This window comes from Jeotgalibacillus sp. R-1-5s-1 (assembly GCF_004405105.1).
In the GTDB taxonomy this organism is placed as follows: Bacteria; Bacillota; Bacilli; order Bacillales; family Jeotgalibacillaceae; genus Jeotgalibacillus.
Genome location: NZ_SORW01000028.1, coordinates 97,484 through 118,767, shown reverse-complemented (window position 1 = coordinate 118,767; position 21,284 = coordinate 97,484). Strand labels below are relative to the sequence as shown.

Below are 21,284 nucleotides of genomic sequence, written 5' to 3'. Positions count from 1 at the left end.
TACTATACTAATTTTAGATTAAAGCAAAGGGGATATACATATGGTTAAGTCACCGCTTCATGGAATGATTTTGGCTTCTTTATTTGCTGCGCTGATGGCGATTGGGGCAAATATTACATCGATTGTTCCGATTCTTGTGATTGGAAATGTGCCGGTTACGCTTCAGACGGTGGTTTGTCTGCTTGCCGGTGTGCTGCTCGGTAAGAAATGGGGACCGGTGGCAATGGTTGTTTATCTGCTCATCGGGCTTGCCGGAATGCCGGTATTTGCTCAGTGGGGTGGCGGTTTCCGTACATTAATCAGCCCGACTTTCGGATTTATTTTATCTTATATTGTGGTCGCCTGGGTTGTTGGATTAATGGTGGAAAAGAAGAAAACGTTCGCCATGCTTGTAACGGCAACACTTATTGGAACAGCCATCAACTATTTTATCGGAACGAACTGGATGTATATGGCTTATAAACTCTGGTTCAATGCACCGGACGGCTTCTCTTATGCCATCGCATGGGCATGGATGCTTCCGACGATTCCAAAGGACATCATTTTAGCAGTAGTGGCAGCGATTGTATCTGTGAAAGTGCTGCAATCCTTCCCACACACTCGTGTACCTTTTAAAACACAGGCAAGTGCATAAAAAAAGAGCCTCGGAAAATTATTTTCCGGGCTCTTCTTTTGATTCATCAGGCATTCTGATAATCTGCATCGGGTTCCCTCCGGCAAATGCGCCGGCAGGAACGTCGCGATGTACGAGTGTGGCTGCAGACACCACGGCACCATCTCCGATTTTTACACCGGGTAAAATCGTGGAATTCGCCCCAACCATGACGTTATCGCCAATTTCAACAACGCCAAGACGATACTCGCTCACCAGATATTCATGAGCCAGAATGGTTGTATTGTAGCCGATTACTGTATTCCGGCCGACTTTAATTTTCTCCGGAAAGAGAATATCAGGCATTACCATGAGAGCAAACGCCGTCTTCTCACCGACTTCCATTCGTAAAAGCGTGCGGTACATCCAGTTTTTCACCCGGAAAAATGGCGTATATCTGGCTGTCTGTAATATGGCAAAATTCCAGGCCACTTTTACAAAGGGAACCGTTTTATACAGCTGCCACAATGAGTTCGAACCCTCTACAGGATATCGATCCGTCCGTCTCATTCGCCGTTCTCCAGTACAATTTTCTCTAAATCACGCATGGTTTCCAGCATATAGTCAGGGTTGTACTGAAGAAGATAATCCCGTCCTTTTGCTGACCAGGCAACAGCTGCTGTTTTTGTACCGGCATTTTGTCCGCCTTCAATATCGTGGTGATTATCGCCTACCATAATCGCATGCTCAGGTTTTGATCCGAGTTGAGCCAGTGCTTTTTCAAGCGGCTCCGGATGCGGCTTGGCATGCTTCACATCGTCAAGGCCAATAACCACATCAAAATATGGATCGAGCTTCATCAGTTTTAAGCCTTTGTGCACCACGTCATTCCGTTTAGTCGATACGATCGCGAGCTTAATTCCTTTTTCATGAAGCGCTTTGACCGTTTCCTCAACGCCTTCAAACCCTGTGACAAGCTCGTCGTGCATCCGCAGATTATACTCGCGGTAAAAAGCCATCATTTCTTCAGTTTTTTCAGGGTTCAGCGCGTTGAAAGAATCAAACAGCGGCGGCCCCATAAATTTCAATACATCCTCTTTTCCATACTCCCCTGGATAATAATGATCCATGACATGAAGAAAAGACGAGATGATTAAATCATTTGTGTTGATCAATGTTCCATCAAGATCAAATAATACCGTGTCAATTTTGCTCATATTGCGGTTCCCTCTCTTTTGCTTCGTATCGGTTCCATATTGTTGCCACAATGATCGTCAATAATACAGCTGTTGTCACACGGATGATCACCAGTGGTAAAATCGGAATCCCCAGTGGTATGAAAATCAGCGTATCCTCTACGATCGCGTGACAGGCGACGAGGAAAATGAAAGCAAGCGTTGCATCCTTTTTACTGACTCCATCCTCTTTCACTGCCTTAATCATGACGCCCGCACCGTATGCAAGTCCAATCGTCAGTCCTGCAACAAGCGTCATGGACGTATTTTCCTTCATACCAAGTCCTCTGGTGACCGGTGCCATCCATTTAGAAAATACGTCCAGCCATTTTAAATCACGCATGATCTGAATCACAATCATCAGCGGAATGACAATCAGAGCGAGCTGGAATATACCGAATGCCGCTTTTTCCAGCCCGAGCAGTAAAATGCTTCCCCAGCCGCTGACATCCGGATCCCCGGGCGGAACCATTCCGTACTGGGCAATCTCAGAGCCGCCCTGCCAGACGAGGTTAATAATGATTGCTGACGTAAAAGCAAGCCCGAGGCGCACGAGTAAAATCACCCAGAGCTTCACGCCTACCTTCAGTGCCACTCCGGTCTCAATCAGCAGATTATGTGAGAAGGACAGCATCACAGCAATAATAAAAACTTCTTTTACCGTCATTTCCAGTGAAAGAATTCCTGCAATTCCGGCATAAAGATTCAGCAGATTCCCTAATACAAGCGGAACCGCCGCCTCTCCGCTCAATCCAAACAATCCCATAAACGGAGCAATTAAATCAGTGATAAACGGCAGCACCGGCGTAAATTGAAGTACTGTAATTAAAAAAGTAATCGGGAAAATAATCTTCCCAAGTGTCCATGTTGTATGAAGTCCTGCTTTTAATCCGTCAATCCACGTTTGTTTTGACATCTCTACCGCCACCTAATTTTGCTTATCTGCATAACGGGTCGTAATGCCTTTACCGAAACGGCGGTAAAGGAGAATCGCCAACGCAATCACGATGAGCGCAAAGGATAACGCCTGTGCAACACGAATCGTTTCCGTCAGCATTAAGCTGTCTGTTCTGAGCCCTTCGATAAAGGCACGGCCGATTGAATACCAGATGACATAAAATAAGAAAATTTCACCGCGTAATGGATTCACTTTTCTAAGCCCAAGCAACAGAACAAATCCAACTAGGCTCCATAAGGATTCATACAGGAACGTCGGATGATAATAAGCAAACGTCCCGTCAATCTCAATATACATCTGATTAATAATCCAGTCCGGGATAAAAAGACCCTCAAGGAAGCTGCGTGATACTTCACCACCGTGTGCCTCCTGATTAATAAAGTTCCCCCAGCGCCCGAGCAGCTGTCCTAAAATAATACTCGGCGCGGCAATATCGACAATCTTCCAAAAAGATAATCCTTTGATTTTCGCGTAAATGATACCCGTCGCAATCGATCCGATCAGCGCTCCGTGAATCGCAATACCGCCATTCCAGATTTGAATGATTGCGCCAGGATTTTGGGAATAAAAGTCCCACTGAAACGCCACATAATAAATCCGCGCTGAAATAATCGCAATCGGAACGGCCCAGATTAACAGATCAGCAAACATATCTTTTGGCATGCCAAGGCGATCTGCCTCACGATTAGCCAATATATATCCAAGAACAATCCCTGTTCCGATAATCAGTCCATACCAGGCAACACTTAATGGGCCGATACTGAACGCAATCGGATCAATGGGCTGTGCAGTAAAAAGCATCTGATTTCCTCCTAAATATCGTCATGGTCTCCATCTACAATGATGTCATTTAAACGGTTTGAGAATTGCTCAGCCGCATTCATCCCCATACGCTTCAAACGGAAATTCATCGCAGCGACTTCAATAATAACGGCCAGGTTTCGTCCGGGACGAACCGGCAGCGTGATTTTTGTAACATCTGTATCGATAATTCTCATCGTCTCTTCATCCAGACCAAGACGGTCATACTGCTTCGTCTTATCCCAGATTTCAAGATCAATCACGAGCGTCACCCGCTTATGGCCACGGACTGCACCTGCACCAAACAGCGTCATGACATTAATAATTCCGAGTCCACGAATCTCAAGCAAATGCTCAATCAGCTCCGGTGAAGAACCGATCAGCGTATCCGTATCCTCCTGACGAATCTCCACACTGTCATCCGCTACTAGTCTGTGACCACGCTTGACGAGTTCCAGTGCGGTTTCACTTTTACCGACACCGCTCTTCCCTGTGATCAGTACACCGACTCCATAAATATCAACCAGCACACCATGCAGGGCAGTAGATGGCGCAAGCTTACTTTCAAGGAAATTTGTCAGACGGCTTGAGAACCGCGTCGTCTTCACAGGCGTCTTCATCACAGGCACCTGATTGCGCTCAGAAGCTTCAATTAACTCAGCCGGAACCTCAATATCGCGGGATAAAATAATCCCTGGTGTATTGTCCGTACAAAGCTGACCCATCCGATCCTTCTTTTCATCAGTCGATAGAAGCTCATAAAAGGACATCTCCGTTCGTCCAAGCAGCTGAATCCGCTCAGCAGGATAATAGCTGAAGTAACCCGCCATCTCGAGTCCGGGTCTTGAAATATCACTCGTCGTTACAGGGCGGTGAATCCCTTCTTCCCCACTGACGAGCTCCAGACCGAATTTTTCAATAATATCATTCGTCGTTACCTTTGGCATAATAAGCCTCCTTGCATGTTTTCTCACATACTGTCTATTGTAGCACTTTGAAAATTGATTCACTAGATTAGATGACTGAAACATCCTGTTAAAAGGTGACTGATTACCTCCTTCCATACGATCTTCTTAATGATAAAAAAACGATTGATGAGGAGGAATGACATGACCAGGATTGTTCTTGATGCAGGCCACAGCTACAACACACCGGGTAAAAGAAGTCCGGATGGGATGAGAGAGTACGCCTTTAACCGGGCTGTCTGCCAGGCTGCAAGAAAGAAGCTCGAATCACAAGGAATACAAACCATCATGACACATCACGATGACCGGGACATTCCATTAAAAGAGAGAACAAACCTGGCCAATCGTGAAAAAGCAACGCTGTTTATATCCATTCACGCCAATGCTTACGGATCAGGCTCCTGGAATGACATTCACGGGATCGAAACGTATATCCACCAGGAAAACGATCCACAATCAAGATCGCTTGCCGAAGCCGTACACTACTCGCTTATTAAAGAGACACGGCGTAAAGACCGCGGCATCAAGATGGCAGATTTTCACGTTCTGAGAGAAACCGTTATGCCGGCTGTGCTGATCGAATGCGGCTTTATGACCAATAGAGAAGAAAAAAAGCTTCTGGCCAGTGAGAATTACCGGATTCTATGCGGTCACACCATCGCAGCCTCTATCCTTACATTTCTCGGAGTCAAAAAAACAATGTACCTCGTCCAGACAGGTGCATTCAGCTCAATTGAAAATGCCAAAAAGCACGCGCAGGATTTGAAGAACGCAGGATTTGATGCGATGATAACGGAGAAGTAACTTCTCAATGTCTCACAAGCGGATTGCTTGAACGATGCACCCTTCATGAATTGTCGGAACGCAAGCAGTGTGAGTTGACAATTCATACCTCTCTTACAACACTTTCTCTGCTTCTATCAACAGAAATCTGCTGGCGATTAACATTAAAACTGAAGCTTATGACAAGACCGCGCTCTCTTTATGTTGGGTTGACATAAACATGATGGCGATCAACAGAAAGCGTTGTCGTTACGACAGAAAATTCACGGCTTTTAACTGTATTTTGATAAACCTTACATTGACCTAATAGTGCGTAGCATTCTCTAAAGTGTCACATAAAAAAGGGATCAAACTCAACATTGAGTTTGATCCCTTTTTTATGCCACAGTTTCTTTACTGGAGGACGTAAACCTCAGCTTTAACCCTACTGCCAGAATTCCAAGTGCACCAAGCAGTCCGATACCGCCTACTGCCCAATAAAAAATCAGCAGGATCCATTTAAAAAACCCGATGATATCTGTATTCCATGTAAAAAGAGCCAGCACGGTAAATAACACGCCTATTCCGAGCATAGAAGCTCCCACCGTTCCGAACCCGAACCACATGATCCTTTTGATAAACGTTTCCATCCCGATCACCTGCCTTATGTAATTAATCTTACTATACCATCTTAGGCGTCATAAAAAACATTTCTCAAAATAGAAAACAGCCCCTCCGTCAGTCTGGGGGGACGAAAACGGGGGGCTGCTATACTATGCTGTTAAACCTGGTCATCATATTAGACGTTTAAACGTCTGATTTGGTTTCACTCTTTCCTTTAGATGAATGTATGCTGATCGTGCCGGTTTTAGCATCTGCTTCAAGCAGAAGTTTCGATGCATGTTCCCGATTACGTGTGAAATGTAACTTACGCTGCATCATTTCTTCACGCTCTTCTACATGATCCATGTCATTAAAATCCACATGGAATTTTCCGAAGTTTGATTTTAGCGTACCATCAAGGGAAAGCTCGTCCGGAACCGTAATTTCAATGGCTCCTGCAAGTGTGGAAGCATCGATTTTTCGGGCGGTTGTGCTTGTCGTTGTTACGGTGATTTTTCCATTAACCGACTGGGCATCCACAGCATCAATGGCTCCTTCAAGAATCACCTTGCCGTTCACAGAATCCACATCAATGTAGTCTGCACGTGCGTTCGTGACTTCAATACCGCCATTGGCTGTTTCAAGCTCAGCTTTTTCTACAAGCATATTGGAAAGCTCAATTTTTCCGTTAGCGGTTTTCACCTTCACTTTGTTAACATTCCCGCCATCACCGTGGAATTTCCCATTAAACAGACGGATATCCCAGCGGTCATAGTTCGCTTTCGGCACATACAAAACCGTATCGAGCTTAATCATTTTCAGATCAGATAAATAACGGAGTTTTTTGAATTTCGTCTCAAATACAACCTGCTCCTTCAACTGATTCACTGCTTTTTGCTGGTCCTCCGAACGGTAAACCTTCACATCGCATTCTGCGCGTACAAAATCCTCATCCCACGGACGGATCGTGACCTTACCATTAGCAATGCTGACCTCAATATCGAGCAGCTCCGTATTTTCAGACTCAAACACATGCTTGAACTCCAGTGAAGGACCCATATTGAATTCAAGATCCATCCCTTTTACTTTGTCAAAGGCAGTCTGCATAAAATCCATCAGCTTTTCTGTAGACTGATTCACTGATTTCTTCGTTTTCTCGGCACTTGATTTGCTGCCACCCGTTTTCGAACCGCCAAACAACTCCTCAAAGTTAAATGGGAAATCAGTTTTCTTTGAGCGCTTCTGCTCCTGATGACGTTCAGAATAAGAAGATCCTGATTGCTGATGCGTTTGGCTCGACGTTTTCGATTCTTCCTGTGTGCTGTATGAAGAAGATGACTCTTTCTTCGGCTCTTTCTCCAGGGCTTCTAACAGGGTTAATGCTTCTGATGCTGTAATCGTGCCTTTTTCAACCATACTTAAAATGCGTTTGCGTTCGTTTTCCATCGTATTTGACACTCTCCTTGTGTTTGAAATTGCCATAACAACTGTGTGGAACGGTCTCTGACTGATTATACGCAGCAGCCTAACGAAAAGTTTCATTTTTTATCAGCATGGCACATTTCAGCGGATTAGATCACTGCGCTGGCTTCATCTCCAGTATGGCAAAAGAAACGAAATGGGCCACCGGTCTGAAGACTGAGTGGCCCATCATTCTGCGGGCTTATTTTCAGGATGTTGTGACAGCCTCGCCTGTACGCTTCGCCATCCGTTCATCCATACGGCTTCTGTCCCGCTCCAATACAGGCTTTAAATAACTGCCTGTGTAGGATTCCTTTACTTGTGCAATATCTTCAGGTGTTCCTGTGGCAAGAATTGTCCCACCACGGTCTCCGCCTTCCGGACCGAGATCAATGATATAATCAGATGCTTTAATAACATCCAGATTATGCTCGATCACCAGAACAGAGTCCCCATTTTCTACAAGGCGCTGTAAAACAGTCAATAGGCGTGAAATATCATCCACATGCAGACCTGTTGTCGGCTCATCTAGAATATAGAGCGAGCGTCCTGTTGAACGACGGTGCAATTCGGATGCCAGCTTCACACGCTGGGCTTCCCCACCGGATAAAGTCGTGGCAGGCTGACCAAGTGTAATATAACCAAGACCAACATCCACAATCGTCTGAAGCTTGCGGCTGATCTTCGGAATATTTTCGAAGAATTTCAGTCCATCCTCAACCGTCATTTCCAGAACATCAGCAATATTTTTGCCCTTGTATTTTACTTCAAGCGTCTCTCTGTTATACCGTTTCCCGTGACAAACCTCGCAAGGAACATATACATCCGGCAGGAAGTGCATTTCAATTTTAATAATCCCGTCTCCGCGGCATGCTTCACATCTTCCGCCTTTGACATTAAAACTGAAACGTCCTTTTTTGTAACCACGGACCTTTGCTTCATTTGTTGTAGCAAACACGTCACGAATATCATCGAACACACCAGTATAGGTCGCCGGATTCGAACGCGGTGTCCGTCCAATTGGAGACTGATCGATATCGATGACTTTGTCTAAATGATTAACTCCTTTAATCGATTTATGCTCACCCGGTTTCACCTTGGATTTATGAAGCTTCTGAGCCAGCGATTTATGGAGAATGCTATTGATCAGCGTACTCTTTCCTGAACCGGAAACACCTGTTACGGATGTGAACAGACCAAGTGGAATCTTCACGTTTACATCCTTCAGGTTGTTCTGTTTAGCACCGGTAATTTCAAGCATTCTTTTCGCCGCAGGCTTTCTTCGTTCAGCAGGCAGCGGAATAAACTTCTCACCGGATAAATACTGGCCTGTCAGCGATTTTTTGTTTTTCATCACTTCTTCAGGGGTACCTGCGGCCACAACCTCTCCACCATGGACACCGGCTCCCGGACCAATATCAATCAGATAATCGGCTGCTACCATCGTATCTTCATCATGCTCAACGACAATGAGTGTATTTCCAATGTCTCGCATATTCTTCAGTGTGCTGATCAGACGGTCGTTATCACGTTGATGCAGACCGATGGAAGGCTCATCCAGAATGTAAAGAACGCCTGTCAGCTGAGACCCGATCTGTGTAGCCAGTCTGATCCGCTGTGCTTCCCCGCCAGACAGTGTTCCTGCTGCACGGCTTAATGTTAAATAATCGAGTCCTACGTTCACCAGGAAACTTAAGCGCTCATTAATTTCACGCATAATCAGGCGTGCGATCTGCATTTCTTTATCCGTCAAGGAAAGTCCGTTAAAAAATGATCTTGCTTCTTCGATAGAAAAGGCGGTGACATGTCCGATGTGAAGGTCATTCACCTTCACAGCCAGACTCTCACGCTTCAGGCGGTGTCCATCACAGGAAGGACAGTGCTGCTGCGCCATGTACTTCTGCATCTGCTCACGAATATATTCCGAGCTCGTTTCCTTGTAACGGCGCTCCACGTTCGGCAGTACGCCTTCGAAAATGATATTGTTTTCTCTTACCTGACCAAAATCATTTTCATAGCGGAAATAAATTTTATCTTTCCCAGATCCGTAGAGGATTTTATCCATTTTCTTTTTCGGGATCTTTTTAACCGGAATATTCATATCAATATCGTAATGCTTACATACAGCTTCAAGCATCGAAGGATAATAGTTGGAGCTGGTCGGTTCCCATGGAGCGATCGCATGCTCTTTCAGTGTGCGGCTCCAATCAGGAATCACCAGATCAAGATCCACCTCAAGCTTTGTACCGAGCCCATCACAATCTGGACATGCCCCAAACGGCGAGTTAAAAGAGAACATACGCGGCTCAAGTTCATCAATTGAAAAACCGCACACCGGACAGGCGTGATGCTCGTTAAATTTAATCTCCTCTTCCCCGATAATGTCTACAATCACATTCCCGTCTGCAAGTCGAAGCGCGGTTTCAAGCGAATCAGCCAGACGGGATTCAGACCCCGCCTTGACAACGATCCGGTCAATGATCACTTCAATCGTATGTTTTTTATTTTTATCAAGGTCAAAATCTTCACTGATATCACGCATTTCCCCATTTACACGGACGCGCACATACCCCTGCTTTTTAATATCTTCGAGTACTTTCGCATGGGTCCCTTTACGTCCTGAAACGAGTGGTGCAAGAACCTGAAGCTTGGTTCTCTCAGGATATTCATAAATGCGGTCCACCATTTGTTCAATCGTCTGGGACGTTATTTCAATGCCGTGGTCCGGACAGAACGGTCTGCCAACCCGTGCAAATAACAGACGCAGGTAATCATAAATCTCCGTAACAGTTCCGACAGTGGATCGCGGATTTCGGCTCGTCGTTTTCTGGTCAATGGAAATTGCCGGTGACAGTCCTTCAATCGTATCTACATCCGGTTTATCCATCTGTCCGAGAAACTGTCTTGCATAAGCCGAAAGAGATTCCACATAGCGGCGCTGACCTTCTGCATAAATCGTGTCAAAAGCAAGAGACGACTTCCCTGAACCGGATAATCCCGTCATGACGACAAGCTTGTCTCTAGGAATTTTAATATCAATATTTTTAAGGTTGTGGGCTCTGGCACCCTGTATCGTTATATGGTCTTTCACCATGTTTGGTCATCCTTCCGCTTTCAATTCTAAAATAAGATCACGAAGCTCTGCAGCTTTCTCGAAGTCAAGCGCCCTTGCTGCTTCCTTCATTTCGATTTCCATAGACTCAATGACTTTCGCGCGTTCAGGCTTGGACATCTTCTTCATTTTTTCAGCCGGTGAAACATATTCTTCCGCTTCTTCAGCAGCATGCGTTGCACGTATCACATCACGGATCGCTTTGTTAATGGTTACAGGTGTAATGCCGTGTTCTTCATTATAGGCAATCTGTTTTTCACGTCTTCGCGCCGTTTCATCAAGCGCACGCTGCATGGAATCGGTGATTTTATCAGCATACATAATGACATGTCCATTTGAGTTACGCGCTGCACGGCCAATCGTCTGGATCAGTGAACGGTCTGAGCGCAGAAAGCCTTCTTTGTCGGCATCCAGAATCGTAATGAGAGAAACCTCAGGAATATCCAGTCCTTCCCTTAAAAGGTTGATCCCAATCAGGACATCATATTTACCAACGCGCAGATCACGGATGATTTCAATCCGTTCAAGCGTTTTAATTTCTGAATGCAGATACTGCACCTTAATTCCGATTTCTTTCAGATAATCTGTCAGGTCTTCAGACATCTTCTTCGTGAGGGTGGTCACAAGTGTACGTTCATTTTTCGCAATCCGTTCCTGGATTTCACCGAGCAGATCATCAATTTGACCTTCGCTCGGACGAACTTCAATTGTTGGATCCAGAAGACCCGTTGGACGGATAATCTGTTCGACCATTTCATTTGTATGTTCAAGCTCATAAGGACCCGGTGTAGCTGATACATAAATCGCACGGCTGACATGCTTCTCAAATTCCTCAAAACGAAGCGGACGGTTATCCATCGCAGACGGTAGACGGAAGCCGTGATCCACCAGCACTTTTTTACGTGCCTGGTCACCGTTAAACATCCCGCGGATCTGTGGCAGTGTTACGTGTGACTCATCAATGACAAGCAGAAAATCATCCGGGAAATAATCCAGCAGTGTATATGGCGTTGCGCCTGCTTCACGTAAAGTCAAATGACGGGAGTAGTTCTCAATCCCTGAACAAAAGCCCATCTCACGCATCATTTCAAGATCATATCGTGTCCGCTGCTCGAGGCGCTGTGCTTCCAGAAGCTTATCTTCCTCTCTCAGAACCTTCAGCTGCTCTTCAAGCTCTTTCTCGATGTTTTCAATGGCAATTCTCATTTTTTCTTCACGCGTAACGAAGTGGGAAGCCGGGAAAATCGCAACATGATCACGATCACCCAGAATTTCACCTGTAAGTGCATCCACCATGCGGATCCGGTCGATCTCATCCCCGAAAAACTCTACACGGATACAGTGCTCATCATTTTTTGCAGGGAAAATTTCCACTACATCCCCACGAACACGGAAAGTACCGCGCGTAAAGGCAATATCATTCCGCTCATACTGGATATCAACGAGCCTTCTCAGCAGCTGATTCCGTTCTATTTCCATACCGGTTCTCAGTGAAACAACCAGTTCCTTATATTCTTCAGGAGAACCGAGGCCGTATATACATGAAACAGATGAGATAATAATGACGTCATCCCGTTCAAACAGAGCGGAGGTTGCCGAGTGACGAAGCTTGTCAATTTCATCGTTAATACTTGCATCTTTTTCTATAAAAGTATCGGTCTGAGGCACATACGCCTCCGGCTGATAGTAATCATAATAGCTGACGAAATACTCAACAGCATTGTTCGGAAAGAACTCCTTAAACTCACTATACAGCTGTCCTGCCAGCGTTTTATTATGGGCAATGACCAGCGTCGGCTTTTTCACTTCCTGAATGACATTTGAGACGGTAAAGGTTTTTCCTGTCCCGGTAGCCCCAAGTAATGTCTGATGGCGTGTCTTTTTTTTCACACCTTCTACGAGTTTTTTGATTGCTACAGGCTGATCGCCTGCAGGTTTGTAAGATGACTGAAGGTCAAATGACTGCACCATATTAAAACGCCTCCTGTTGTAAATGCAAAAATAACTCTTCTATCTATTCATACCCTTTATCATGAAATGAAACAGGGGAAAATTCAAATTTGTTGTCTCAGTCAAGTTTAGCATAGTGGGCTATAGAAAAGATAGTAAAAAGGGAACGTATGTTTGACTTTATCGATCGGGGCTGTCTTTCCCTTCGCTTTCCACGGCCGCGCGGTGAGCCAGCTAGTGCTACGCACTACGCTGTCTCACCTGTCGCTTCTCTGCCGTAGGAGTCTGCGGAAAAGACAGCCCCTAAGATGCAGAGTCATAATACTTTTTTGTTATTGGAAGGAAGTACATTACATCCCTTTCCGCCACAGGAGTCTGCGGATGAGGACGGGCCTTCGATCGTTTCTTTCCCAGATATATTTTTAGATGAAAAAATCAGGAGTGTATATTTACTGATTTTTAAAGATGGCGAGATATAAATGCACACAGACTTTAGCGCTGATTCATTAAATCTCGCCATTACACCACCTATTTAAACAAAATTAACTCTTTATCCCTTGTTTCGGAGGTTTTGTGGTGCTACTATAAGCTAAATCAGTTAACGGGGTGAAGGAAAATGGGGATTCATCATTATTTTAAGAGCCTGTCGGATATGGAAAAGCTGTACCGCTGTCCGGGGAAGTTTAAATATAACGAGCACACGGTGGCTGCTCATTCATTTAAAGTGACGAAGATTGCGCAGTTTCTCGGTACAGTGGAAGAACATCACGGCAAACAGGTGAATTGGAAGGATTTGTATGAGAAGGCGTTGAATCATGATTATCCTGAAATTTTCACAGGGGATATTAAAACGCCGGTGAAGTATGCGTCGGATGAGCTGAACCGGTTATTCAGCCAGGTTGAGGAAGAAATGGCGCATAAATTTGTGATGGCAGAGTTTCCTGAGGAGTATCAAGCGATTTATCTTGAGCGTTTTAAAGAAGGCAAAGATGGATCGCTTGAAGGAAAGATTTTAGCGGTGGCGGATAAGATCGACCTGCTTTATGAATCCTTCGGGGAAATTCAGAAGGGAAATCCTGAACCGATCTTTTTGGAAATCTATCAGGAGGCACTGACAACCATTGTCCGCTATCACGAAATGACGAGCGTTGAGTTCTTTTTAAACCGCGTCCTGCCGGATATGCTGTCAGAGAAATTTATTCCTCACAGTGAGCTGAGCAAGATCACTCAGAATCTTATTGCACCATCACAGTGAGTTCAGTATGATGGATTCATGAGGTGAATACGATGGAGACCAAAATTATTCTTGCAATGGTCGCACCAGCTATTTTAGTCATATTATTTACACGCGTTACCTACAGCCGTACCATTGCCATGATTCTCACGGTTGCCCTGATTGCCGCTTCTTCTTATAAGGGGTATGTGGAAACGTGGTACGTTGTGATCATTGATGCAGCTTCTTTGACTGTGGGGCTCTGGTACGTCAACAGATATATGAAAAAGTATAACGAAAAACAGCGCGGTGCCGTGTGAGGCCGCGCTGTTTTTTTATGATGCCTGGTATCTTGAACGATTCTCAATCAGGATCAGTCCAAGCTGATAATGCTGTCCTTCATGAAGGGCAGTCTGTGCGTACCGGACTTCCCCGTCATAATTTAAAATTTCAAGCTTGCAGTGAGCAAGATTTTTTTGCAGTGCTGCATATATCTCTGTTTCATTTTTAACGAGTTGACCATTCACTTTATGAATGATTTCCCCTCTAAGCAGACCCATTTTGGCAGCTGGTGACCCGGGAAGAACCTCGATAATCATCACACCGCGTTCCTTATCAATAAAATGATACCCGGAATAACGGCATAATGCCCTTGTTCTGAGAACCAGCACAAGACGCCCGATAAAAGCTGCAGCAAATGACACATAGATCAGAACGGGAGCGTAAATGGAGCCAGCTGCGATCACTCCGCACAGAAGACCAAGCCAAATCACCTGCGCTGAAATCCGTTTTAAAATGCTGTCAGGCAAATCATGCACAACCGTCAGCTGGAACCCGATGACTGCCGGTAAGATCAGCAACGAATAGCTGCCGCCTGTGTCAATCAGCGGCCACCAGCCCAATGCAGTGATGGCACCGTCCGGAACAGGAATCAGCAGCGGCACGAGCCACATTCTTTTTGTAAAGAAAGCTCCAGCCTTCATCCCCCTTGGTGTAGTTATAAATCGCGGGGATGTATTTTCCCCTGCATTGAAGCGGATTAATAACCCCTCTCCGATCAGCAATAGAGACATGATAACCGCTGCGGGAAGCAGAAGTTCTGTTGCCGGTTCAGGAAACCACTCCGGCAGCGTCACATTAAAAAACATAATCGCGACTGCTCCTCCTGCCACAATAGGAAACAGAAACGCTGACGACAGCAATCGGAATTGACCCGTGAGCATAATCAGCAGTGTCAATGCACTGACCGCATAAATCCAGTACAGATTTAACGGAATCCCTGCACCGCTGAGTCCAACTGAAAATAGGAGTCCAAGAATCAGTGACAGACCGAAAAATCCAGCCAGCTCAATATACCACGGTTTAACAGATGTACGCAGATCTTTCCGTTCACGCTTAATCCGCCAGACACCTGCCAATCCGGCTGCGACTGCTCCTATGTATAAAACCGGATTCAGCAAAATAGACAGCCCAGCCGTTAAAAGTTCTGAAAACCATTGATCAATCAAACTATCCCTCCCGGATTCTGACATAATAAAGGTAGCTTTATTGTATCAGACAAGGAGTGATGCCGCATGAGAATTTCGATACTTATTGATTTTTACCCAGAAAATCCAGTGCAGACTGGAGCTGGTGATCATGATTGACATTTTCCTGATAGGCTGTAAGCGTCTCTTCTAGCTTTTTCAAAGTAGAAGTATTGACCTCACCCGTTTCTTTTAAGCCGGCGGTTTTTTGAAATTTCATAACCGCTTCCTCTGTTTTTGTATTAAAGTAGCCATCTTTACGGTCAATGTCATACCCGAGCCCCTCTAAAAGTCTCTGCAGGGACGCAATTCGTTCATCATTCATCCCTTTTTTCAGAATAACGGCGGATTGCAGCGGTGAGAGTGAGAAAATATCAGGCTGCACGACTTCAATCGTCGGTTCAATTCCTTTCTTATGAATCCAGCGTTTATCAGGCGTCAGCCATTTCGATACCGTCAGTTTCATCTGACTGCCATCCCCGAGATCAAGCGACTGCTGGACCGTTCCCTTACCAAACGTTTTCGTTCCAATTAGTGTTGTCCCTTCAACTTCTCTCATCGCAGCAGCTAAAATCTCCGCTGCCGACGCACTTCCTCCATCAATCAGGACAACTGCGGGATATTCTTTTTTCTCCTTCGTTTTGGCAGTTAAAGGCTCACGATTTCCGTTTCGCTCCTCGACATACATAAAAGGCTTGCGATCTGTGATAAATGGATCAAGTACTTCTTCCACACTGGATAACAGCCCGCCAGGATTGCCCCTGACATCAAGGATCAGCCCTGTTATCTCCTCTTTTTCAAGTTTTTCAAGCGCTTTTTGAACGTCCTGGCCGGTGCCCTCTGCAAAAGTCGTAATTTCAATGTAGCCTGTTTTCACACCATCCTGTTCAAACACGCTGTGCGATACGGTTTCAATCGGGATATCGTCACGAACAACCGTTACCGTTAATTCCTTTTCACTCTGTCCCCGTTCAATATTTAACTGAACCCTGCTTCCTTTTGGACCGCGTATTTTCGATGTTAATTCGTAAATCGTCAAGCTTGCGACTTCATCCCCGTCCACTTTTTTGATCACATCATTCGGCTTAAGACCTGCTTTTTCAGCCGGGGATTCCTTTAAAGGAGATACCACAACAAACTGTCCGTCCTGCTTCGTAATTTCCGCACCGATTCCGCTAAATGAAGAATGTAATGATTCATTAAACTGCTTTGAAGCGTCCTTGTCCATGTAAACAGAATATGGATCGTTCAACGCCGCCACCATGCCTTTTAAAGCACCATCCATCAGCTTGTCAGCATCCACTTTGTCCACATAGCTTTCCTGAATGATTTTCTGCGCTTTTTCAATTTTTGAAAGCGTGACCTGCTCATCTGTTGTTTCAGGTACCCGTTTCAGCCACATCCGGTCCACCCCGAAAAAAAGACCGGCACCCAGTGCTACACATATAATCATCATGAGCGCTTTCCTCACTTTTCCCCCGCCTTTCAATTGCATTTCTCACCTAGGCTATGACGGCTTGTACGAGGATAGAAGTCTGTCAGTGATTTCAGTCAGCTTTTTCTGATCCACCGGACCGGGAATCCGTTCAAAAATCCGGCCGTCCGGTGTCAATATAATCGTTGTTGGAATGACCGAAATACGGAAAGTCTCCTGAAGGACACCCTCCCTGTCAAGACTTACCGGAAGTGAGAGCCCTTCCTCATCCAAAAATTTTTTCACTGCATCTGCACCCGATTCACCCTTCGTTAAATTGACTGCGATGATTGAAGCCCGTTCCCTTTCTGTGCGGTAAAATGCTTCAAGTTCAGGCATCTCCTCCACACATGGCGGACACCAGCTCGTCCAGAAATTTAAAATAACCGGCTTACCCTTGAGAGTATCACTGGAGATCCACGTACCATTCATCATTTCAAGTTGAAAATCTGGTGCCTTTTCATACGTTTCGGATCCCGACACCGCTTCCGCTTTTTCCGACTGTTTAAATCCAGGCTCCGTCCGATCTTCTACACCCATAAAAAACATCACAAAACAAAGAGTCATCATCAAAAGCCAGGCCAGGCCACGTTTTCTCACCGTAACGGTCCCCCTTTTTAGACATCCTATGCCTGGGAGGATAGAAAAAGACGGGTAGAGAATTTAGTGGAGTTTGGATAAATATCTGAGATTACTTGATGCTTGGGAAGTGGAAGTAAAACTGGGGATTATTCTCTAACGTCAAGTGATGGAATTAATTTCTGGAAAGAAGGGATTCCTGAGATTATTGAAGGAATCCGTCACCTCAAAAGAAGGAATTAGGGAGGCTGCTTGAGGTAATGAAGGAATTAAATTTTCAAACGAAGGAATCGATTTCTGGAAAGAAGGGATTAATTTCTCAAAAGCCTGAATAAGTTCCGGCAGTGATGGAATCCCGCAGCGCCTTCTCCTCTGCCAACGCACCCCACCAGACGTCCCCACCCAAAACAAAAAACCGGAACCACTCAAAGAGTAGTCCCGGTTCAATTAAGAGTATTAGAATCCGATATATTTACGAGGGTTTACAGCATTTGATTTAGATCCATTCCAGCCACCTTCGTGAATTTCAAAGTGAAGGTGAGAACCGAAAGAATAACCTGTGTTACCCATTCCACCAATATACTGGCCGGCTTCGACATATTGATTATTCGATACTGAAATACTGCTCAAGTGTGCGTAAACAGTTGTAAACTGACGTCCGTTAATGTTGTGCGCAATCATTACCATATTTCCGTATCCACCATTGTGTCCAGATGATGCTTCAATGACATAACCGCCAGCAGCTGCTACGATTGGCGTTCCAACCGGAGCGGCAACGTCGATACCGTAGTGGTAACGTGGCTGTCCGTTAAGAATGTCATAACCAAACTCTGAAGTTGTTCTTCCAGATGCCGGTCTTACCCAGTCACCTGTTACTGGTGCAGTTTGTGCCGGCGCTGCAGCTGGTGCAGATGATCCACCACCTGAAGTCTGGCTCGCTGCCGCTGCTGCAGCCTGTCTTTCAGCTTCAGCTTTACGCTGTGCTTCAAGCTCTGCCTGGCGCTCAAGTTCACGCTGACGTGCAAGCTCTGCAAGGCGTTCCTGTTCCGCTACGATACGGTTTTCAACATCTGCAGCAAGCTCTTTCAGCTCACCGTCTTTTTCTTGAAGCTTAGACTTTTCTTCTTCAAGCTCAGCCTGTTTTGCCTCAAGGCTTGCCATTAAATCATTTTTATCTGCTTTTTGACCGTCTAGATCAGCTTTCAGATTATCAAGATCCGCTTTTTGTGCTTCAAGATCAGCTAGTTGCTGCTGAACTTCAGCTTCTTTTTGCTCAAGTGTTTCTTTATCTTTACGCTGTTCTTCCATGATTTTACGATCTGCATCCACTAGCGTGTTAACTGCTGTGAAACGGTCGATGAAATCACCGAAACTTTCAGCGCCAAGCAGTACGTCAACATAGCTGACTGATCCACCTGAAATCTGAATTGCACGTGCACGTTCCTGAAGAAGTGCATCACGCTCAGCAATTTTCTTTTTCAGCTCTTCGATTTCAGTTTGTAACTGAGCGATTTGAGCATTTGTTTCATCAATTTCTGCTGAAACCTGGTTGATTTGTTCTGTTGTGCTGGCAATTTTAGCGTCAAGCTCTTTGATCTGAGCTGTAACAGCTTCCTGCTCCGCTACGATTTCTTCGATACGTGAATTCGTTGTTGAAATTTCACCGCTGATTTCTTCACGCTGGCTTTCGATTGTTGAACGTTCTTCTTTTAAATTATCCAGTGACTCAGCACTTGCTGTATTTGAAAAAGCAGGAACGCTGCTTACAACTAACGCTGTTGCTAATGACAAACTGACGAATGACTTTTTCACAATCTGTTCTCCCTTCGAATCTAGTACTCTTTTTTTATGTTTAAACGCGCAGGAATTTTCTGACGGACATAAAGCTTCCCCATACGCCAATTACGACGCCCATCAGAAGGATTAATGCGTTAATTTGATAAATAAATGGTGAGAACTCAAGCAGCTGAATGAATGAACCTTCCAGTCTTGGTTCCATAAACTGTGTAACGTTGTAATAAAGCAGTGTAACAGCAGTTATCGGAAGAATGGAACCGATGATGCCCAGCCAGATCCCTTCAAGAATAAATGGAATTCTGACAAACCAGTTGGAGGCTCCAACGAGTTTCATAATCTCAATTTCCGTCTTTCTTGCCATGATCGTGATTTTAATTGTGTTTGAAATCAGGAACATTGCGGTAAACAGTAAACCGAAGATTAAAACGGCACCGACATTCCGGCTGACTTCCAGCACACTGAACAGCTGATCGATTTTTCCTTCTCCGTACTCGACACTGTATGTGTTATCAAAATTTTCGATCTGTGAGGCCAGACGCTCAGTCTGTCTCGGATCGACTGCTTTGACAACAAATTTGTCACGTAGCGGATTGTTCTGTTCGAACAGTGCCATGTCTTCACCAAAACTGCTTACAAGGCTTGAAAGCTCTTCTTCCTTAGATGAAAAGGTAATCGATTCGACACCCGATAATTCATCCATCTGCTGTTCAAGTGAAGCGATAGCTGTTTCATCAGCTTCAAGTTCAACATACACATTCATTTCTACATCATTTTCTATATCATCTGCTGCTTTGTTCATATTTAACATAAGCGCAGTGAATACACCGACTAACAATAGTGTAACGGTAACGGCACTGATAGATGCAAAAGTCATCCAGCCGTTCCGTGCGAGGCTTTTAAAGCTCTCTCTGAAGTGTCTTGATAATGTTCTAGTTTTCATAACCGTAGTCCCCCCGCTGTTCATCACGTACAATGACACCGTTTTCGATGGCCAGTACTCTGTGACGGATCGTGTTGACTATTTCGCGGTTATGCGTAGCCATTATTATCGTCGTACCTCTCGAATTAATTTCTTCGAAAAGGTTCATAATTTCCCATGACGTCTCCGGATCAAGATTTCCAGTTGGCTCATCGGCAATCACCACTTTTGGAGTGTTAACGATGGACCTTGCAATCGATACGCGCTGCTGTTCTCCTCCGGAAAGCTCATCGGGCATCATGCGGGCTTTGTGTTTCAACCCAACAAGGGAAAGGACTTCCATAACCTTCTCCTTGATTACCTTTGGCTGTTCCTCAATTACTTCTAAGGCAAATGCGACATTTTCATAAACCGTAAGCTTACTTAAAAGCTTAAAATCCTGAAACACCACACCGATGTTTCTTCTTAAATAAGGCACACGCTTATTTTTTAAGCTGCCAATATCAATTCCATTAACGGAAATGGTACCCTTTGTCGGCTTTTCTTCGCGGTACATCATTTTAATAAATGTTGATTTACCAGCTCCGGATGGTCCGACAACATAGACAAATTCGCCGGGTTGAATCTTAACATCAAACCCATTTGCAGCCATGATGCCGTTCGGGTATTTCTTGTAAACCTCTTTCATCTCGATCATATCATTACTCACCTTATCGCTGTATTTCATTCTATGATGATAGTCGCCTGGCTGCAGATTCAATTCGACAGCGCCAATCCTTGTATTTTATAGGAATAAATAGCTATCTGTCTAACATGGACAAAATAGCTCGAATTTTTGGCACAAGAGTATTATATCATTCTAAGAATTTTTGTTAACGATATTTATATTACATTTATATTTCTTAACTGCAACAAAAAAAGAATCTTTTACCAATTTAGGCAAAAGACTCTTTTATTTTCCATCCTTATTGCTGTTCAGAAAGCCATTGTGCGACAACTTCTGCCTCTTCACCTTCGATCAGATTGCCAGGCATACGGCCTTTACCATTCTGAATAATGTCCAAAATTTCGTCATAACTGTAGCGAGATCCGACATCTTCCAGGTTTGGACCGCTTCCACCTTCCAGATTATCACCGTGACAGCCTGAACAGTTCCCAACATACACTTCACGCGGGTCCAGTTCACCGGATGACGCCTGTTCGCCTGATCCGCTATCAGTTGTTTCTTCTCCTCCGCCACACGCACCGAGTACGAGAACAGAACCTGCTGCTAATGCTAACCACCATTTCTTCATTTCTTCACCTCATTCTTCAATTATTCACTTTCTTTTATATAA

At 44.8% G+C, this 21,284-nt stretch carries 20 protein-coding genes; 4 read left to right on the top strand and 16 right to left on the bottom strand.

Annotated elements, in window-relative coordinates; translation table 11 throughout:
* Window positions 1–40 precede the first annotated feature (40 nt).
* A complete protein-coding gene (locus E2491_RS11690; protein ID WP_134375832.1) occupies window positions 41–634 on the top strand; it encodes a biotin transporter BioY in 594 nt (197 codons plus the stop codon).
* 18 nt (window positions 635–652) lie between these two features.
* On the opposite strand, the gene E2491_RS11685 is transcribed toward E2491_RS11690, so the two are convergent.
* Genes E2491_RS11685 through hprK form a run of 5 tightly spaced genes read right to left on the bottom strand, consistent with a single transcriptional unit; the run spans window position 653 to window position 4,533 of the window.
* Window positions 653–1,162, bottom strand: a complete 510-nt coding sequence (locus E2491_RS11685; protein WP_134375831.1) for an acyltransferase — start codon at window positions 1,160–1,162, stop codon at window positions 653–655.
* Window positions 1,159–1,809, bottom strand: a complete 651-nt coding sequence (gene ppaX / locus E2491_RS11680; protein WP_134375830.1) for a pyrophosphatase PpaX — start codon at window positions 1,807–1,809, stop codon at window positions 1,159–1,161. Before ppaX ends, E2491_RS11685 begins: the two co-directional genes overlap by 4 nt.
* Window positions 1,796–2,743: a nucleoside recognition domain-containing protein gene (locus tag E2491_RS11675; protein ID WP_134375829.1), complete on the bottom strand. Its 948-nt coding sequence runs from the start codon at window positions 2,741–2,743 to the stop codon at window positions 1,796–1,798. The genes ppaX and E2491_RS11675 overlap by 14 nt, the downstream gene beginning before the upstream one ends.
* A gap of 12 nt (window positions 2,744–2,755) precedes the next feature.
* Complete coding sequence (lgt, locus tag E2491_RS11670; protein ID WP_134375828.1) at window positions 2,756–3,586, bottom strand: prolipoprotein diacylglyceryl transferase; 831 nt, start codon at window positions 3,584–3,586, stop codon at window positions 2,756–2,758.
* Window positions 3,587–3,597: 11 nt separating this feature from the next.
* A complete protein-coding gene (hprK, locus tag E2491_RS11665; protein ID WP_134375827.1) occupies window positions 3,598–4,533 on the bottom strand; it encodes an HPr(Ser) kinase/phosphatase in 936 nt (311 codons plus the stop codon).
* Between the two features lie 162 nt (window positions 4,534–4,695).
* Between hprK and E2491_RS11660 the strand changes: the two genes are divergently transcribed.
* Window positions 4,696–5,355 (top strand): N-acetylmuramoyl-L-alanine amidase, encoded by a 660-nt coding sequence (locus E2491_RS11660; RefSeq protein ID WP_134375826.1) that lies wholly within the window; start codon window positions 4,696–4,698, stop codon window positions 5,353–5,355.
* 356 nt (window positions 5,356–5,711) lie between these two features.
* Here the strand turns inward: E2491_RS11660 and E2491_RS11655 are convergent, their stop codons facing one another.
* The 4 genes from E2491_RS11655 to uvrB all read right to left on the bottom strand — a co-directional run bounded on the left by E2491_RS11655 (window position 5,712) and on the right by uvrB (window position 12,460).
* Entirely contained in the window at window positions 5,712–5,963 is a 252-nt protein-coding gene (locus tag E2491_RS11655; RefSeq protein ID WP_134375825.1) for a hypothetical protein, read from the bottom strand.
* A gap of 157 nt (window positions 5,964–6,120) precedes the next feature.
* Complete coding sequence (locus E2491_RS11650; RefSeq protein ID WP_166805866.1) at window positions 6,121–7,362, bottom strand: DUF4097 family beta strand repeat-containing protein; 1,242 nt, start codon at window positions 7,360–7,362, stop codon at window positions 6,121–6,123.
* Window positions 7,363–7,585: 223 nt separating this feature from the next.
* Window positions 7,586–10,471, bottom strand: a complete 2,886-nt coding sequence (gene uvrA / locus E2491_RS11645) for an excinuclease ABC subunit UvrA (RefSeq protein WP_134375823.1) — start codon at window positions 10,469–10,471, stop codon at window positions 7,586–7,588.
* Window positions 10,472–10,477: 6 nt separating this feature from the next.
* On the bottom strand, window positions 10,478–12,460 hold the full coding sequence (uvrB, locus tag E2491_RS11640) for an excinuclease ABC subunit UvrB (RefSeq protein WP_134375822.1): 1,983 nt from the start codon (window positions 12,458–12,460) through the stop codon (window positions 10,478–10,480).
* 595 nt (window positions 12,461–13,055) lie between these two features.
* On the opposite strand from uvrB, the gene E2491_RS11635 reads away from it, so the two are divergent.
* Window positions 13,056–13,694 (top strand): HD domain-containing protein, encoded by a 639-nt coding sequence (locus tag E2491_RS11635; RefSeq protein ID WP_134375821.1) that lies wholly within the window; start codon window positions 13,056–13,058, stop codon window positions 13,692–13,694.
* A 32-nt stretch (window positions 13,695–13,726) separates the two neighbouring features.
* Window positions 13,727–13,972: a CsbA family protein gene (locus E2491_RS11630; RefSeq protein ID WP_134375820.1), complete on the top strand. Its 246-nt coding sequence runs from the start codon at window positions 13,727–13,729 to the stop codon at window positions 13,970–13,972.
* 15 nt (window positions 13,973–13,987) lie between these two features.
* On the opposite strand, the gene E2491_RS11625 is transcribed toward E2491_RS11630, so the two are convergent.
* The 7 genes from E2491_RS11625 to cccB all read right to left on the bottom strand — a co-directional run bounded on the left by E2491_RS11625 (window position 13,988) and on the right by cccB (window position 21,242).
* Entirely contained in the window at window positions 13,988–15,160 is a 1,173-nt protein-coding gene (locus E2491_RS11625) for a PDZ domain-containing protein (protein ID WP_166805865.1), read from the bottom strand.
* An 82-nt stretch (window positions 15,161–15,242) separates the two neighbouring features.
* On the bottom strand, window positions 15,243–16,634 hold the full coding sequence (locus E2491_RS11620) for a S41 family peptidase (protein WP_244093946.1): 1,392 nt from the start codon (window positions 16,632–16,634) through the stop codon (window positions 15,243–15,245).
* A gap of 51 nt (window positions 16,635–16,685) precedes the next feature.
* Window positions 16,686–17,252 carry a TlpA family protein disulfide reductase gene (locus E2491_RS11615; protein WP_134375817.1) on the bottom strand — a complete coding sequence of 189 codons (567 nt, stop codon included), beginning with the start codon at window positions 17,250–17,252 and terminating at the stop codon, window positions 16,686–16,688.
* 435 nt (window positions 17,253–17,687) lie between these two features.
* Window positions 17,688–19,043, bottom strand: coding sequence for a murein hydrolase activator EnvC family protein (locus tag E2491_RS11610; RefSeq protein WP_244093945.1), 1,356 nt, complete (start codon window positions 19,041–19,043; stop codon window positions 17,688–17,690).
* 40 nt (window positions 19,044–19,083) lie between these two features.
* Entirely contained in the window at window positions 19,084–19,968 is an 885-nt protein-coding gene (gene ftsX / locus E2491_RS11605; protein WP_134375816.1) for a permease-like cell division protein FtsX, read from the bottom strand.
* Entirely contained in the window at window positions 19,958–20,644 is a 687-nt protein-coding gene (gene ftsE / locus E2491_RS11600; protein ID WP_134375815.1) for a cell division ATP-binding protein FtsE, read from the bottom strand. The genes ftsX and ftsE overlap by 11 nt, the downstream gene beginning before the upstream one ends.
* A 268-nt stretch (window positions 20,645–20,912) precedes the next feature.
* A complete protein-coding gene (gene cccB, locus E2491_RS11595; RefSeq protein ID WP_134375814.1) occupies window positions 20,913–21,242 on the bottom strand; it encodes a cytochrome c551 in 330 nt (109 codons plus the stop codon).
* Window positions 21,243–21,284: the final 42 nt, after the last annotated feature.

Excerpts from the sequence above, each read along its gene's own strand:
- E2491_RS11690 (WP_134375832.1), top strand. The coding sequence starts at position 41 with ATGGTTAAGTCACCGCTTCATGGAATGATTTTGGCTTCTTTATTTGCT.
- E2491_RS11685 (WP_134375831.1), bottom strand. The coding sequence starts at position 1,162 with ATGAGACGGACGGATCGATATCCTGTAGAGGGTTCGAACTCATTGTGG.
- ppaX (WP_134375830.1), bottom strand. The coding sequence starts at position 1,809 with ATGAGCAAAATTGACACGGTATTATTTGATCTTGATGGAACATTGATC.
- E2491_RS11675 (WP_134375829.1), bottom strand. The coding sequence starts at position 2,743 with ATGTCAAAACAAACGTGGATTGACGGATTAAAAGCAGGACTTCATACA.
- lgt (WP_134375828.1), bottom strand. The coding sequence starts at position 3,586 with ATGCTTTTTACTGCACAGCCCATTGATCCGATTGCGTTCAGTATCGGC.
- hprK (WP_134375827.1), bottom strand. The coding sequence starts at position 4,533 with ATGCCAAAGGTAACGACGAATGATATTATTGAAAAATTCGGTCTGGAG.
- E2491_RS11660 (WP_134375826.1), top strand. The coding sequence starts at position 4,696 with ATGACCAGGATTGTTCTTGATGCAGGCCACAGCTACAACACACCGGGT.
- E2491_RS11655 (WP_134375825.1), bottom strand. The coding sequence starts at position 5,963 with ATGGAAACGTTTATCAAAAGGATCATGTGGTTCGGGTTCGGAACGGTG.
- E2491_RS11650 (WP_166805866.1), bottom strand. The coding sequence starts at position 7,362 with ATGGAAAACGAACGCAAACGCATTTTAAGTATGGTTGAAAAAGGCACG.
- uvrA (WP_134375823.1), bottom strand. The coding sequence starts at position 10,471 with ATGGTGAAAGACCATATAACGATACAGGGTGCCAGAGCCCACAACCTT.
- uvrB (WP_134375822.1), bottom strand. The coding sequence starts at position 12,460 with ATGGTGCAGTCATTTGACCTTCAGTCATCTTACAAACCTGCAGGCGAT.
- E2491_RS11635 (WP_134375821.1), top strand. The coding sequence starts at position 13,056 with ATGGGGATTCATCATTATTTTAAGAGCCTGTCGGATATGGAAAAGCTG.
- E2491_RS11630 (WP_134375820.1), top strand. The coding sequence starts at position 13,727 with ATGGAGACCAAAATTATTCTTGCAATGGTCGCACCAGCTATTTTAGTC.
- E2491_RS11620 (WP_244093946.1), bottom strand. The coding sequence starts at position 16,634 with ATGATGATTATATGTGTAGCACTGGGTGCCGGTCTTTTTTTCGGGGTG.
- ftsX (WP_134375816.1), bottom strand. The coding sequence starts at position 19,968 with ATGAAAACTAGAACATTATCAAGACACTTCAGAGAGAGCTTTAAAAGC.
- ftsE (WP_134375815.1), bottom strand. The coding sequence starts at position 20,644 with ATGATCGAGATGAAAGAGGTTTACAAGAAATACCCGAACGGCATCATG.
- cccB (WP_134375814.1), bottom strand. The coding sequence starts at position 21,242 with ATGAAGAAATGGTGGTTAGCATTAGCAGCAGGTTCTGTTCTCGTACTC.